The 13,985-nt window shown below is 57.2% G+C and carries 11 protein-coding genes and 1 pseudogene; 7 read left to right on the top strand and 5 right to left on the bottom strand.

Annotated features, from left to right (window positions below; translation table 11 throughout):
- The 3 genes from V6C07_RS02265 to V6C07_RS02255 all read right to left on the bottom strand — a co-directional run.
- Positions 1-1,068 (bottom strand): P-type ATPase (locus V6C07_RS02265; protein WP_442891919.1); only part of this gene is annotated, 1,068 nt, incomplete at its 3' end.
- A 333-nt stretch (positions 1,069-1,401) separates the two neighbouring features.
- Positions 1,402-1,656: a DUF6110 family protein gene (locus V6C07_RS02260; protein ID WP_333534763.1), complete on the bottom strand. Its 255-nt coding sequence runs from the start codon at positions 1,654-1,656 to the stop codon at positions 1,402-1,404.
- Positions 1,657-2,154: 498 nt separating this feature from the next.
- Complete coding sequence (locus tag V6C07_RS02255) at positions 2,155-2,403, bottom strand: FeoA family protein (protein ID WP_012625372.1); 249 nt, start codon at positions 2,401-2,403, stop codon at positions 2,155-2,157.
- 213 nt (positions 2,404-2,616) lie between these two features.
- On the opposite strand from V6C07_RS02255, the gene V6C07_RS02250 reads away from it, so the two are divergent.
- Positions 2,617-3,189: a hypothetical protein gene (locus V6C07_RS02250; RefSeq protein ID WP_333534762.1), complete on the top strand. Its 573-nt coding sequence runs from the start codon at positions 2,617-2,619 to the stop codon at positions 3,187-3,189.
- 623 nt (positions 3,190-3,812) lie between these two features.
- On the opposite strand, the gene acs is transcribed toward V6C07_RS02250, so the two are convergent.
- A complete protein-coding gene (acs, locus tag V6C07_RS02245; RefSeq protein ID WP_333534761.1) occupies positions 3,813-5,861 on the bottom strand; it encodes an acetate--CoA ligase in 2,049 nt (682 codons plus the stop codon).
- A 1,361-nt stretch (positions 5,862-7,222) separates the two neighbouring features.
- On the bottom strand, positions 7,223-8,602 hold the full coding sequence (locus V6C07_RS02240; protein ID WP_333534760.1) for an O-antigen ligase family protein: 1,380 nt from the start codon (positions 8,600-8,602) through the stop codon (positions 7,223-7,225).
- A 155-nt stretch (positions 8,603-8,757) separates the two neighbouring features.
- Here V6C07_RS02240 and V6C07_RS02235 point away from each other — a divergent pair, with 155 nt between their 5' ends.
- From V6C07_RS02235 to V6C07_RS02210, 6 genes and pseudogenes are all read left to right on the top strand, one after another.
- Positions 8,758-9,489, top strand: coding sequence for an NYN domain-containing protein (locus V6C07_RS02235; RefSeq protein ID WP_333534759.1), 732 nt, complete (start codon positions 8,758-8,760; stop codon positions 9,487-9,489).
- A 230-nt stretch (positions 9,490-9,719) separates the two neighbouring features.
- Positions 9,720-10,463 carry a basic amino acid ABC transporter substrate-binding protein gene (locus V6C07_RS02230; protein ID WP_333534758.1) on the top strand — a complete coding sequence of 248 codons (744 nt, stop codon included), beginning with the start codon at positions 9,720-9,722 and terminating at the stop codon, positions 10,461-10,463.
- A gap of 55 nt (positions 10,464-10,518) precedes the next feature.
- Complete coding sequence (locus V6C07_RS02225) at positions 10,519-11,262, top strand: basic amino acid ABC transporter substrate-binding protein (protein WP_333534757.1); 744 nt, start codon at positions 10,519-10,521, stop codon at positions 11,260-11,262.
- 227 nt (positions 11,263-11,489) lie between these two features.
- Complete coding sequence (locus tag V6C07_RS02220) at positions 11,490-12,290, top strand: amino acid ABC transporter permease (RefSeq protein ID WP_333534756.1); 801 nt, start codon at positions 11,490-11,492, stop codon at positions 12,288-12,290.
- A complete protein-coding gene (locus V6C07_RS02215; protein ID WP_333534755.1) occupies positions 12,277-13,044 on the top strand; it encodes an amino acid ABC transporter ATP-binding protein in 768 nt (255 codons plus the stop codon). Before V6C07_RS02220 ends, V6C07_RS02215 begins: the two co-directional genes overlap by 14 nt.
- Positions 13,045-13,566: 522 nt before the next feature.
- Positions 13,567-13,985 (top strand): annotated as a pseudogene (locus tag V6C07_RS02210) (tRNA 2-thiouridine(34) synthase MnmA); the annotation flags it as partial.

Below are 13,985 nucleotides of genomic sequence, written 5' to 3'. Positions count from 1 at the left end.
GAGCGCGCAGGAATAGTCCACCAGCAGCACCGAGGCCGCGCGGCGGAAATCCCGTGTGAGCAGCCAGACCACGGCGGCCAGCCCAAATGTAAAGGGGACGGCCATGTCTGCCAGGCGCTCGTATTTGCCCTGGATACCCGCCTTGAGCGTTTCAGATTCTTCAATAAATTTTACGACCTGACGCAGGCGTGTGCCGTCACCCACATGCCGGGCGCGGATGACAAGGCTGCCTTCTTCCACCACCGTTCCTGCGAAGACCGAGGCCCCCACGGTTCTTTTGACGCCAAGCGGCTCCCCTGTCATGGAGGACTGGTTGACCACCGCGCAGCCTTTTTCGACCACGCCGTCCACAGGGATGCTGCCGCCGTCGCGCACGACCACAAGGTCGTCCTCTTTTACCTGGGCAAGGGGAACGGACACTTCCGTGTCGTCCACAAGCAGCCAGACGTTTTCCACGTTCAGGGCCAGGCTTTCGGTCAGTGTTGCCATGGAGCGGCGGCGTGTCCAGTACTCCAGGGTTTCTCCAAGGCCCAGCAGCAGGGTGAGCAGGCTCACTGTGCGGAAGTCGCGCATGATGAGTGACGCGCCGATGGCGGCCGCGTCCAGAACGTCCACGTTGAGCGCGCCGCGCAGGACGGCCTGCACGCCTTTGAAAAGAAAAGGCACGGCGCTGATCACGCTGTTGACGATGCGCAGGGCCATAGGCAGCAGGGGCCGAACGAAAACATATTGAAAGACCGGCAAAAGCCCTTCGGTGAGCGTGGCTTCGCCGGGGCCGGGAGCGGGGTCGTCGCCGGGTATTTCCAGGTGTGCCAGGGGGCTTTGCTCGTCGCCTGCGCCCACAAAAAGGGTCAGGGCGTCTTCACGACTCTGCTGGTCTTCATAAAAAAACAACAGGCTGCCCAGGCGGGGAGTGACGCGGGCCACAATGATGCCGGGCAGGGTGGCCAAGGCTCCTGCGAGTGCTTCGGCCTGTGCGGGACTGAGAGGGCAAGAGGCGCGCACGCGCATTCTGCCGGAATCGGGCGTAGCTATGCCACGCAATTCATGGACGATATAAAAACGCATGCGCGCTCCTGTTCCAGAAATAAAGCAAAGGCTGCAAACTGCGGGGTGTGTCCATCGCCCGAAGAGGGCGGTATCGCCTGAAGGGAGCCGGACAGGCCGGGGCGCGTCGGGCGTTTCTTGAACGGGTATTTTTGTTGTGCTGCCATAGAGCAATGTGACAGGGGACCTGGTTAACTGCTCTGTGCGGATTTTCCAAAAAATTCGCACCACAAGATGCTTGCAAGGTGAACAATCTTCACCGTTGAGAAGCGTTTCAAGGTGGAAAAATACCAAAGTGCGCGGACGAGAAGTCCGCGCAGGGCAAAGGCCTTGCCGGGGGCAAGGCCGATTGCATTAAGCTTCAGCAGCGTCCTTGCCGGCTTTGCGTTTTTCGGAGGCCAGACGTGCTTCGGCGGTGAGGTCTTCCACATCTTCCTTGAGGGCTTCGACCTTGGTCAGCAGGGCGTCTTTGACGTCAATGCCGCGGCTGATAAGATCAGTAGCCAGAGGCTTGAAGTCAACCTTGCCGCGACTCACGGCGGTTACGCCCACAGCGCCGATGATCAGGCCGCCCAGGAACCACAGGCCGCATTTAAAACCGCTATTCATAACTATCTCCTTTGCTTGTTCACAGTATGCCGTCTCTCCTCAGGGCAGTCAGCCGCATTGAGGATGTCATTCGCGTCTCTGCCGGAAAATCCGGCAGTCAAAAATGGTATAATAAACGAAGGTCGATGAAAAGCCTGCTAAGGGCAGCACATTTCGGCTGCCCCAAGGCGGTTGTGCAAGGCGTCGGTGCTGCCCCTGATGGGCCTGAAGCGGTTTCAGCCATGCTGTTTATGGCATGGCCCCAAGCCCGATTTTTCAACAAACGCCCATCTGAAAGGTTGCCAGGACAGTTTTTACGACACTGCTCTGGCGGCTGCGGGAGCAGCCTCCCCATAGGAAAGACCGGGCGCTGCTTCAGCCGTTGCCTCACGGACGTACGGATGAAGGCGGCAACACATGCATTTGCACGTCATGTCCGTCTTGGGCGCCGTAGTGAGCGCCATAAACCATAAACCTTCAAGGTCCCTTGAGAACGTCTGTCCTCAAAGATAGAACGCCCTAGTTGCCGGAGGCCGCCAGGTCTACCTTTATATAGTCTGCTTCGCTGTTGCGCAGGGAAATGGTCACCCCCGAAAGGCGCAGGGCTACAGGGTCCTTGAGGGGAGCCCGCCCCACAACGGAAACTGTCGTGCCGGGGATGAGACCCATATCGCGAATGCGGCGGTTCATCTCACCAAGGGCTTCCACTGCGGCAATTCTGCCCTTCTGGCCTACCTGCATCTGACGCAGATTGACAATCTGGCTCATGCGTGTTCTCTCTTTTTTAGCAGCACCGGGTAATGCATCTGAATACCGTTTCGGGCCGCACGGCCCATGCCGCAGCCTGATGCGGCGGTGGTGCGAAGTGGCGTTTTTTCAGGCTTGGCAGCGATCTTGCTCCCAATAGGGAATCGTGTCAAGAGAAAAGAAAGTCAATTTCAACCGGAGTTCTCAAGCCCCGTAGTTTGCCAAGGAGAGAGCATGCAGCCACCATATGTTGCACACCTGATGGAAGGCAGGGCACGGTTGCGCCATCCGGCTCTGGCCGATGCTGGCGTGCGTGAGACAGCGCGGGTCTTTTTGCTGGACGAAGGGGGCGTTTGCGAAGTGCGCCCAGGCAAGGAATCACTCTTGCTGTTTATGGATTCCGGCACGGACTTTGCCGCCGTCTGTCAACGGCTTGAAGGTAAAATTCCGGGGCTTCTGACTCCCGTGGCCGAGGCCGCAGCCGCGCGCAGGGCAGAAAGACGCGCGCATTTTGCCGCTGCCCAGGGCGAGGGCAAGGGACGCAAAAGAAAAGAGAGCCGTGGGTGCGGGGATATGCTGGGCGATGTGCGCGTTCCCGGTTTCTTACAGGCCCTTACCAAGGGCAACAGCAAAAACAAGATCATGGGCATCACCCCCCGCAAATTTGAGGTCCGCACCATGTTCGGCGCGGGCAGTTTGTGTCTTTTGTCTGGTCTGGCCGGGGGCAAGGCCCTGCACGTAGCTGCCGGGCTGGCCTGGGCGGCTCTGGCTACCCGCCATGTGTGGGTGCGCCGCAAGGCACTGTAGAGCATTTTCGCATTGCGCATACCCACTCTCAATGCTTCCAGGACGCCTGCTTCGGCGCGTAACAGCGCAAGTAAATAGCTCTGCTGTCTTTTCCGCAAGCCCTTCGGGCAACGGCTGAAGCTGCGCTTATGCCTCTGCGGCGGGCGTCCGCGCACGCATCCGTCAGAGCAGTTTCAAAGTGAAATTGCTCTGGGCGAAGGCTCTTCGGGCGCATGATAAATGCTGTCGGGATGCCGGAACAGCAAGCATGTTGCCAGAAATGATCAGAGGCCGGAGCGTCATACGCTCCGGCCTCTGATGTTTACACTAGACAGTGTCGTCACGAGCGCCTTTCCCGGTATCTCTGCGTCGAACTTCGCCTTTTATTCCGGTCGAGTACCATAAGAGTACACTCCCTGCATAAAAGGCTCGTTCTCCTTGATATACCAAGGAAATTCATCTCGTGACGACACTGCCTAGAGCAATTTCACTTTGAAACTGCTCTGGCGGATGCGTGCGCGGACGCCCGCCGCAGAGGCATAAGCGCAGTTTATCTGCGCGGTTAAACGCCGAAGTGAGCGTGTCTTAAACTTTGAGAATGTATATTCTCAAAGTTAATCTGCTCTAGTGCTGACGCGCTACATCTAGGCGTTGGCCCTGGCGTCGTCTCCCCCTTCGGGGGCGTCTTCCGTTTCATGGCGCCCGGCCACAAGGTTGCGATGGCCGGAGATGATTTTGGGAATGACATCGGGTTCAGCCAGTGATGTGGTGTCGCCGATATCCTCGTAGCTGTCTCCGGCGATTTTCCGCAGCATGCGGCGTATGATCTTGCCGGATGTGGTTTTGGGCATGCCTTCCACAAACTGTATGTATTCCGGCGTCGCCAGAGCGCCGATGTCGCGGCGCACGGCCTCGCGCAGCTTGGTGCGCAGGTCTGCGCTCCAGGGAACCTCGTCGCGCGTGACCACATATACGTAGATGCCTTCGCCTTTAAGGGCGTGGGGCATGGGAACCACGGCAGCTTCGCCCACTTCGGGGCAGGCGGCCAGCACGGCCTCTATTTCAGCGGTGGAAAGGCGGTGCCCGGAGACGTTGATGGAATCGTCAATACGTCCCAGTATCCAGAAGTAGCCATCCTGATCGACTTCCGCGGCGTCGCCAGAGGCGTAGCAGCCAAAGCGCGAAAAGTAGGACTGGTATTTTTCTTCATCATTGAAAACGCCTTGCATCATGCCCGGCCAGGGGCGGCGGATGACAAGATGCCCCGCCTTGCATCCGGCTTCGGGTTCTTCGCCGTCGCGCGCGGCCGAACCCATAACCGTGGCATCAATCCCGGGCAGCGGCTTGGAGGCCGAGCCGGGCTTGAGCTTTGTGGCGTAGGGCATGGGGGAGATCATGGCTCCGCCGGTTTCCGTCTGCCACCACGTATCCACAATGGGCAGCTCGCTGCCGCCGATGTGCTTGTGGTACCAGTGCCATGCTTCTGGGTTGATGGGTTCGCCCACGCTGCCCAGGATGCGCAGGCTGCGCAGGTCATAGCGCTCTGTCCATGCCTCGTTCATACGCATGAGTGAGCGGATGACCGTGGGCGCTGTGTAGAGGATGTTGACCCGGAAGTTTTCCACAATGCGCCAGTATCTGTCCGGATAGGGCCAGGTGGGTATGCCCTCGAACATGAGCGTGGTGGCCCCCAGAGCCAGCGGGCCGTAAACGCCGTAAGTGTGACCGGTGATCCATCCCGCATCGGCAGTGCACCAGTAAACATCGTCATCGCGCATGTCGAAGCACCACTGCGTGGTGTGGGCCGCATAGGTCAGATAACCGCCCGTGGAATGCATCACCCCTGTGGGCTTGCCCGTACTGCCGCTGGTGTGCAGCAGAAAGAGCGTATCGTTGGAATCCATCGGTTCGCAGGGAAAGTCGGGGTTAAGGGTGAAGTCGTCAATAAGGTCGTGCCACCAGATATCGCGGTTCCGCTGCATATTGACGTTTTCAAGCCCGGCATGCCTGACCACCACCACATGGGCCACAGAGGGGCATTTTTCCAGAATGGGGTCAAGGTTGGCCTTGAGAGGCTTGAATTTGCCGCCGCGCACGGCTGCATCGGCCGTGATGACCACGCGGGCCTTGCAGCCCTGGATGCGGCTGCGCACGCCGCCTTCCGCATAGCCGGAAAAGATGGCCGTGTGTATGGCGCCTATGCGGGCGCAGGCCAGCATGGCGATAAAAAGCTCCGGTATCATCGGCATATACAGGGCAACATGGTCGCCCTTGCGTATGCGCAGTGAACTCATGGCGTGGGCTACCCGGCAGACTTCTGTATAAAGCATCTGATAGGTGTAGCAGCGCACATCAGTTTCTTTTTCACCTTGCCAGATCAGGGCGGCCTTATTGCGTCTGCCCGAAATAAGGTGTCTGTCGATGCAGTTAAAGGAAGCGTTGAGTTTTCCACCGGTAAACCACTGGTACTTATGGTTTGCTTCGTCAGCTTCCAGTACTTTGTCCCAGCGTTTGAACCAATGGATCAACTGCGATGCTCGCGCTCCCCAAAAGTCGTTGGGGTCTTCCAGGGCGCGGCGGCATAGTGCATTATACTCTTCCGGACCGCAAACCCAGGCCGACGTTTTGCCGTGCTCTGGTGGAAGATAGCTGCGATTTTCATTCAACAGTGTCGTGATCCGTTCCTGAGACATGATCCAGCCTCCATAATGCATAAAACAGTAAAATGAAAAGTTAACACTTTGCCATGATACATGCGTAAAGAGATTTTAAATAACCGTCAAGAGGCAGGATCTTGTTTGTGCTTTCAGTCATAGCTGTGAAAAAAATATCAATATTGCAAAAATTTGATATTTTTTACGGAGCCTAGCGGATTGTAACGCCGTTACAATTGAAGATTTTTTTCACAAGATGGGGTTAAAAAAAATATAATTTTTTTTAGGCAGGTACGTGCAAGCGGCAAAAAATTGGCTGCAAGTGATATTCATCCCGTCCATTGGGAGGGGGTAGCGTTTTTGTCGGGCAAAAGTCTGCCATGAGGGCAGTGAAATGGGTGGAGCAGGCTGGCGAAGGAACACGCTACACCGTGTCCCTTCGGCGCGAACAGGGCGGGCATGGGCGTTTGGCCTGTTGTGACCGCTGGCCGGGTATGGGCGATCGGGCCTGCCATGACCGATTTGGAGACCGGCGGGCGCTGCGGAGCGGCGCTTTGCGGCCTGACAGCAGCTTTTATGGCAAAACGCCTGGCTGAAGTTCCGGTGTTGAGGGCTGTGGCAATGCTGTGAGCGCGCCCGATCGCACCAGGAGCAGATCCAGGCAAAAAGGCCGACAAAAGAAAAAATCTTGCTCTGGGCGCGTGCCTTTAGGCAGTGTCGTCACGAGATGAATTTCCTTGGTATATCAAGGAGAACGAGCCTTTTATGCAGGGAGTGTACTCTTATGGTACTCGACCGGAATAAAAGGCGAAGTTCGACGCAGAGATACCGGGAAAGGCGCTCGTGACGACACTCTACAGCTAGGGCAATGCTATCCTGAATTTGTTCTGACGGCTGCGCCGACAGGCACCCGCCACAAAGGGGCTGGCGCTATGGGAATACGCACGCTGTGGGATCGCGCGCGATGGTTGCGCTGTCCGGGAGCGTGACAGGCGCTGTGCATTTTTGTGGATGGATTGCATGAAATATCCGGTTGCCGCGGCAATCCGTTGGCTGTCATTGCAAACCTTTTGTCCGGCCAGCTGTGTCGGATGTCTGCGCGCTTGGGCGTGGCGGCGTGGGCAGAGCGCGGAAAGTCGCACTTTGGGGGCTTACACGCGCCGTGAAAGAGTGTACGGTTTACCCGCGCCGTCCTGACGATTCAGGTTTTCTGCCGTTCTTTGCCGGCATGCTGCGGCCTTGCAGGCCATGCATTTTGTGCAGGCGGCAGAGTGCTCGTGTCGGGTACGTGTCCTGACGATGTTTTTTCGGAGCGTGTGCGGAACAGAAGGCTTCGTGTTCCGGCTCGGATAAAAATATGATCCGCGCATTTTTTTGGCTGCTGGCTGCCGGAAGGCGCGTTATGCCCCGTCCGTTTTGCTCTCCGCCATTTCCGCCGTTGCGGAAGGGTTGTCAGACGCGCTTTCAGCCCCCGCAGCATCAGCCGTCTCACTACATGGCGGCCCGTTGATGACCGCGCCGATCATGACGCCCAGATGGCACATGGCCAGGGCCAGCCACCAGACCCGGTAAAAATCGTGGCCGAAAATGCCGTTAAAAAGCCAGGCTACAAAACCTGCCCAAAAGCAGGCAGTCATGTGCCAGTAAATGCCCCTTTGCTTGAGGGCGCGTTCGGCCTGCAGGCGCGGCCTGATGCGCGCATAGCCCCACCAGGAAAAACCCAGCAGAAAGATCATGCCCAGGGCAAAGCCCACAAGCCCGTGCGCATACAGCATGTCCAGATAAAGATTGTGCGGATGGCTGATGGTGATGAGGTCTTTTTCCGGGGTAAGGCCCAGACTGCGGAAGGCGGAATTATATTGCCCGGCCCCGGCCCCGAACCAGGGGTGTTCCAGAAAAACGCGCCAGCCGAGCTTCCACAGGCTCCAGCGGCCGTCTTCCACAACAGCGTCCAGACGTGCGCGACCCTGCGCCACAAGAATCAGAAGCAGGCCGGCTGCGGCAAGAAGCGCCCCTTTCCAGCGAACCGAAGAAGTTCCTGTCAGAAACAGCCACAGGCCCATGACGGCGGCAATAGCCAGCGCGCCACTGCGGCTGCCCGCGCCGGCCAGCAGGAAAAAGGCCGGCCAGAGAACGGCCATGCTCAGCAACAGTGACGGCAGTCGTGAAAAAAACTGGCGCAGTATAAACCAGATGCCGAATGCCGGTATGAGGGCGAGGGCAATGTAGTTGCCTACCTCGTAATCGTCAAAACTGCCTGTCAGACGCCCGTTGCTGAGCGGGTAGCCCATGAGAAAATCCCTGCCGGTCTGTGCCTGCCACACACCGTCCAGGCCCTGCCAGAAAACGGCCAGCACGCTGGCCCAGACCAGGCGGCGCAGGTCTTTTTCGTTACGGACGCACTCCATGGCGATGAAGGGCAGAATAAAGCCCTTGTTGAGGCCGGAACCGGCGTGCAGAAAAGACGCACCGGGGTTTTGCGAAAAAACCACGCCGATAATGACCATAAGCCCAAGGCAGACAAAGAGCGGCCAGGCTCCCAGTCTGCGCAAGACGCTGTTTTGCCAGTTGCAGCGGTAATACTGGATGAGAAAGATCAGGCAAACCACGGGCATGATGTCGCGAATGGCATAGCCCGAGGGAAATGCGGCAAGCGAGGCCCAGAATGACCAGAAAAGGCAGGAGAACCAGCGCTCGGCGGGCGGCATCTGTCGAAATGCCGCCAAGGCGGCACGCAAGGCGGTTATCTGGTTTTTGCCATATTCCAGCAGAGTTTGCACAGCGCCTCCCGAGCATTGTTACAGAAAAATATCTATCTGAGATAAGACGCTTTTATATCCCGCGCCTTCTGTTTGTTCAAGTGCGGCAAAAACCTTGCCATGCGTCGGCATGCAAAATATACTGAGATAGTTCGTTATCTTATTATGAGGATACTATGGCACGATTTACAGGATTTGATGAGGTTTACAGCGCTCTTTATGTCGATTTTGACAACATTTTTACCCGTTTTCTTGAAATTGACCCTGAGGCGGCCCGTGCCTTCGGCGCCGCGCCGTACCGCTGGGTACGCTGGATAGAGAATCACGCCCTGCGCATCCTTTACGGCGAAGGCGTGCGCCGCCGCATCCTGAAACGCATGTGCTATCTCAATCCGCAGCGTTATCAGGAGTTTCGCAACTCTTTCATCCGCAGCGCCTTTCAGGTTGTGGATTGTCCGCCCCTTACATCCCGCGGCAAGACAAGCACTGATATTCATCTTGTTATGGACTGCATGGATGATCTTTCGCACTCTACAAAGTTTGATGAATTCATTATACTTTCCGGAGATGCTGATTTTACACCTCTGCTTATCCGCCTTCAGGAGCACGCCAGGCGCACCCTTGTGCTTTCTGTGGGTTACTCCTCTCCGGCATATACGGCCGCGGCTTCATGGCGTATCCGTGAAGACTGGTTTTTGCAACAGGCTCTGCGTGATGATCGCGATGATATGGAAGGCGACACCGGAGACCTTGCAGGCAAAAACGCTTCTCATGCAACGCTGGTGCAGGCCCCCGGCCGTGCGCCTCAAGGCGATAACGGCTATGGCAGGGGCGGCGATGCCTTTTCCGCAGACGATGCCGATGATGCCGATGATGGCGAAGAATCCACGCCCGGCAACGCCTGGTAAAAGATGTTCCGCATATGGTGTGTTCCGGCGGCGTTGGCGCTTGACGCGGGGCGCGCCCGAAGCTAAAGATGATCACGCTTTCTTTTGGTTCCCGCCCCGTTCAGGGGGTATTGCGCACTCCGGCGAAAAGTTCAGCCGTGGCCTTGCCGCCACGGGGCAGATCGCGGGGCAGGCTTTTCCACTGGCGCTGTGGGCGGCGGGCTTTGACGGAAACCATTTAAGGAGGTCCCATGCTTCGCCGAATGACATTCGCCTTCATTGGTTTTGTTCTTATGTGCAGCTCTGCTGCGGCCGCTGAAAAAATCGTGGTTGCCAGCGACTGTACCTGGCCGCCCATGGAAATGCTCGATGCAAACAAGAAACCCGAAGGTTACTCCAGCGACTACCTGCGGGCTGTGGGCAAGGCCGCGGGTCTTGACATGGACATCCGCAACGTGGCCTGGGACGGGATTTTCGGCGGCGTAGCCACCGGGCAGTATGATATCGTGGCTTCTTCCGTCACCATTACGCCCGAACGCCAGAAACAGTTTGACTTCACCGACCCTTACTATGAGGTTGTGCAGGCCGTGGTGCTGCCCGAAGGGCAGAGCATAAAGAGCCTGGCCGACCTCAAGGGCAAAAAGGTGGGCGGCCAGATAGGCACTACCGGCATTTTTGTGACCCGTAAGGCCGATGTGGGCGCGGACATCAAAGAATATGACGATGTAGGCCTGGCGATCCAGGATCTGGTCAACGGCCGCATCGATGCGGTGGTCTGCGATGATCCCGTTGCCATGTACTATGTCAACAAAAAAGCCGACACCGCTGGAAAGCTGAATATTTCGTACAAGACCGATGAAAAGGAATACTACGGCTTTACCGTGCGCAAGGGCCGCAAGGACCTGGTGGAAAAGCTCAATAAAGGCATCAGAGAAGTAAAGGCGTCCGGTGAGGAAGCCAGAATTATTGAAAAGTGGATGGGCAAATCCAACTAGCCCACAGGGGACGCTGCCGGCAGTATGGCCGTGTCCGTCGCATGAAGGAGGTTTCATGATACGTCGTTTTGCTTTCGCCCTGCTGGTTCTGACCATGTTTTGCGGTCAGGCTTTGGCCGCTGAAAAATATGTTGTGGCTACCGACTGCACCTGGCCGCCTATGGAGCTCCTTGACGAAAACAAGCAGCCCGTCGGTTTTGACGTGGACTTCATCACTGAAGTGGGCAAGGCCGCCGGCTTTGAGGTGGACGTGCGCAATATCGCATGGGACGGCATTTTCGGCGGCGTAGCCACCGGCCAGTATGACATTGTCGCTGCCGCCACCACCATCACGCCCGAGCGCCAGAAGCAGTTTGATTTTTCCGACCCCTATTATGAAGTGGCTCAGGCCGTGGTGCTCCCCGCAGGGCAGAGCATAAAGAGCCTTGAAGACCTCAAGGGCAAGAAAGTGGGCGGCCAGATCGGAACCACGGGCGTCTTTGTGCTCCGCAAGTCCGGCGTGGCTGTGGATCTCAAGGAATATGACGACGTGGGTCTGGCAATTCAGGACATGCTCGGCGGCCGCATTGACGCCGTGATCTGCGACGAGCCCGTTGCCATGTACTATGCCAACAAGAAGTCCGATACCGCCGGCAAGCTGAATCTTTCGTTCAAGACCGCCGAAAAGGAATACTACGGCTTTACCGTTCGCAAGGGCCGCAAGGACCTGGTGGAAAAGCTCAACAAGGGTATCAAGGCAGTCAAGGCGTCGGGCGTTGAGGCCCAACTGCTTGAAAAGTGGATGGGCAAGGCCGAGTAGAGCAGTTTCCCCCTGGAATTGTCTGGCGACTGCGCGAGCAGACGCCCGCCACGATGGACAGGGCGCGCAAAAGCTGCGCCGTTCAGCGCCTTCGTGAGCGTCAGATACCTTGAGCATGCATATACTCAAGGGAAAAAAAGCTCTGGACCGGACCAGCCATTATGGTTTCATGGGAGTCCGGGCCGTATGGCCCGGACTCCGCAGCCGTATTGATCTGAAGGATTGTGATGCACGATAAAAAAGACGGAAGCAAGGGCAACATCATTATGGTCACGGAGGGGGCCTCCATCCCTGACCCGCGAGAATGGCGGCTCATCAATGCCTGGTCCATCGCCCTTGTCGGGGCCGTTTCCACCTTGTTTGCCCTGTGCCTGCTCTGGCCTGAACCCTATTTGCGCATTTTGCTCTATCTGCCGGACGGCGTTCTTATCACCTTCAAGATCACCGTTCTTTCCATCTGCTGTGCCGTGCCTCTTGGCCTGCTCACCGGCCTCGGGCGTATTTCAAACAATCGCCTGATCAATCTTGTCGCCTCCACCTATGTGGAGGTGATTCGCGGCATTCCTTTGCTGGTGCAGATTTTTTACATCTACTACGCGCTTTCGCGTTTTGTGCAGGTCAGCGGCGTTACCTCCGCCGTGGTGGCTATCAGTTTTTGCTACGGCGCGTATATGGGCGAGGTTTTCCGCGCGGGCATCACCGCCATCAGCAAGGGGCAGAGCGAGGCTGCGCGTTCGCTGGGCTTCAACGGCTTTCAGACCATGCGCTATGTGGTTCTGCCGCAGGCCATGCGCACCATTCTGCCGCCCGTGGGCAATGAATGCATCGCCATGCTCAAAGACACCTCCCTGGTATCCATCATGGCTGTGCCGGACATCATGCAGCGCGCCAGAAGCTTTGTGGGCACAACCTATCTCTATTTTGAGACGTATACTGTGGTGGCACTCATATATCTTGTCATCACTCTTATTCTTTCCAAAACCGTGAGCATCATGGAAGCCAGGCTGAACTATTATGACGGAAAGTAGCACCGCCGCCACGCAGGACGCGCCTGCGCCCATCATTGCTATCAGTAATGTGTGGAAATATTTTGGTTCTTTGCCCGCCTTGCAGGACGTGAGCCTGGACGTGGCCTCCGGCGAACGGGTGGTCATTATCGGTCCCTCCGGTTCGGGTAAATCAACCCTGCTGCGTTCCATAAACCGTCTGGAAGAAATCGATCAGGGCAGTATTGTGGTCAAGGGGCAGAATATCATGAGCCCGGACAACGATATCAACCTGGTGCGCCAGAATCTGGGCATGGTTTTTCAGCAGTTCAACCTTTTTCCGCACAAGACCGTGTTGGAAAACCTGACCCTTGCCCCCATCAAGCTGCGCAAGCTCTCGCGCGAAGAGGCTGAATCCCGCGCATTGGGTTTGCTGAAAAAAGTGGGCATCAGCGACAAGGCCAATGTCTATCCGGCCATGCTTTCCGGTGGGCAGCAGCAGCGTGTGGCTATTGCCCGCGCGCTGGCCATGCAGCCCGACATCATGCTTTTTGACGAACCGACTTCCGCCCTTGACCCTGAAATGGTGGGCGAAGTGCTGGACGTTATGGTCAAGCTGGCTGAAGAGGGCATGACAATGGTCTGTGTTACCCACGAAATGGGCTTTGCCCGTACCGTGGCCGACCGTCTTATCTTTATGGATCAGGGACAGATCGTTGAACAGGGCAGGCCGGAAACCCTGTTTACCACACCCCGCCATCCGCGGTTGCGCCAGTTCCTGAACCAGATTCTTTAGAGCATTTTAACTTTTAAATTGCTCTGGCGGCTGCGTGAGCAGACGTTCGCTACGGAGGCGTAAGCGCAGTTTATCTGTGCGGTTAAACGCCGAAGTGAGCGTGCCTTAAACTTTGAGAATGTATATTCTCAAAGTTAATCTGCTCTAGAACATTTTCACTTTGAAATTGCTCTGGCGGCTGCGTGAGCAGACGTTCGCTACGGAGGCGTAAGCATAGGGCGGAAAGGCGTACGTGCAGCTTCAGCGCCTGCCCGTAAGCGCTTGGGATGCATAGCAGCACTGCTTGCTTATGCTGCCAGGCGAAGCGGTGAATGCTATCCCGCTTTGAAAGTATATCTTTCAAGGCTGATATTCTCCGGTGCATGCAGTTTTTGGGGCCTGAGGGGCTGTTTTGCACGGCAAATCCGCCCCCAAGCCATTGTTTGCCCCCTCAAAAATTACTGGCGTCCCGAACGCCAAAAGCCCGCCTTTGTCCCCTCGGCAATGATGAAAACTGTGGATTGCGGCGGCAGAGACCGTGGTATGTCTACCGGCAACAGCATTTTCTCCGGCACCGTGGCCGTGGCCGTGAGCGGCGGCGTGGACAGTCTTTGCGCTCTTGTCATGTTGCAACAGGCAGGACACAGGGTGTTGGCGCTGCACGGCCTTTTTCTGCCTGACGCCGCCCCAGAACCGCTGCCCGGCCTTGCTGCGGCCTGCGCGATCCTTGGCGTGCCCCTGCATGTGGCGGATCTCAGACCTGTTTTTGAGCGTGAGGTTCTGGCCCCCTTTGCCGCTGCGTATGCGGCGGGGCGTACGCCCAATCCCTGCGCACTGTGCAATCGCGCCATAAAATTCGGCGCTTTGTTTGATGCCGCCGTGAATTTGGGCGCGCAGGCACTGGCTACCGGCCATTATGCGCGGCTGGCGGCCGCTCCGGAAGATGAGGCCAAGGGTGGGGA

It is taken from the genome of Desulfovibrio sp. 1214_IL3152 (assembly GCF_036763055.1).
Classification (GTDB): Bacteria; Desulfobacterota; Desulfovibrionia; order Desulfovibrionales; family Desulfovibrionaceae; genus Desulfovibrio.
Note: the sequence above shows the minus strand (reverse complement) of the source record. Positions and strands in the feature narration are given on the sequence as shown.

Excerpts from the sequence above, each read along its gene's own strand:
- V6C07_RS02255 (WP_012625372.1), bottom strand. The coding sequence starts at position 2,403 with ATGAGCCAGATTGTCAATCTGCGTCAGATGCAGGTAGGCCAGAAGGGC.
- V6C07_RS02230 (WP_333534758.1), top strand. The coding sequence starts at position 9,720 with ATGCTTCGCCGAATGACATTCGCCTTCATTGGTTTTGTTCTTATGTGC.
- V6C07_RS02225 (WP_333534757.1), top strand. The coding sequence starts at position 10,519 with ATGATACGTCGTTTTGCTTTCGCCCTGCTGGTTCTGACCATGTTTTGC.
- V6C07_RS02215 (WP_333534755.1), top strand. The coding sequence starts at position 12,277 with ATGACGGAAAGTAGCACCGCCGCCACGCAGGACGCGCCTGCGCCCATC.
- acs (WP_333534761.1), bottom strand. The coding sequence starts at position 5,861 with ATGTCTCAGGAACGGATCACGACACTGTTGAATGAAAATCGCAGCTAT.
- V6C07_RS02220 (WP_333534756.1), top strand. The coding sequence starts at position 11,490 with ATGCACGATAAAAAAGACGGAAGCAAGGGCAACATCATTATGGTCACG.
- V6C07_RS02235 (WP_333534759.1), top strand. The coding sequence starts at position 8,758 with ATGGCACGATTTACAGGATTTGATGAGGTTTACAGCGCTCTTTATGTC.
- V6C07_RS02260 (WP_333534763.1), bottom strand. The coding sequence starts at position 1,656 with ATGAATAGCGGTTTTAAATGCGGCCTGTGGTTCCTGGGCGGCCTGATC.
- V6C07_RS02250 (WP_333534762.1), top strand. The coding sequence starts at position 2,617 with ATGCAGCCACCATATGTTGCACACCTGATGGAAGGCAGGGCACGGTTG.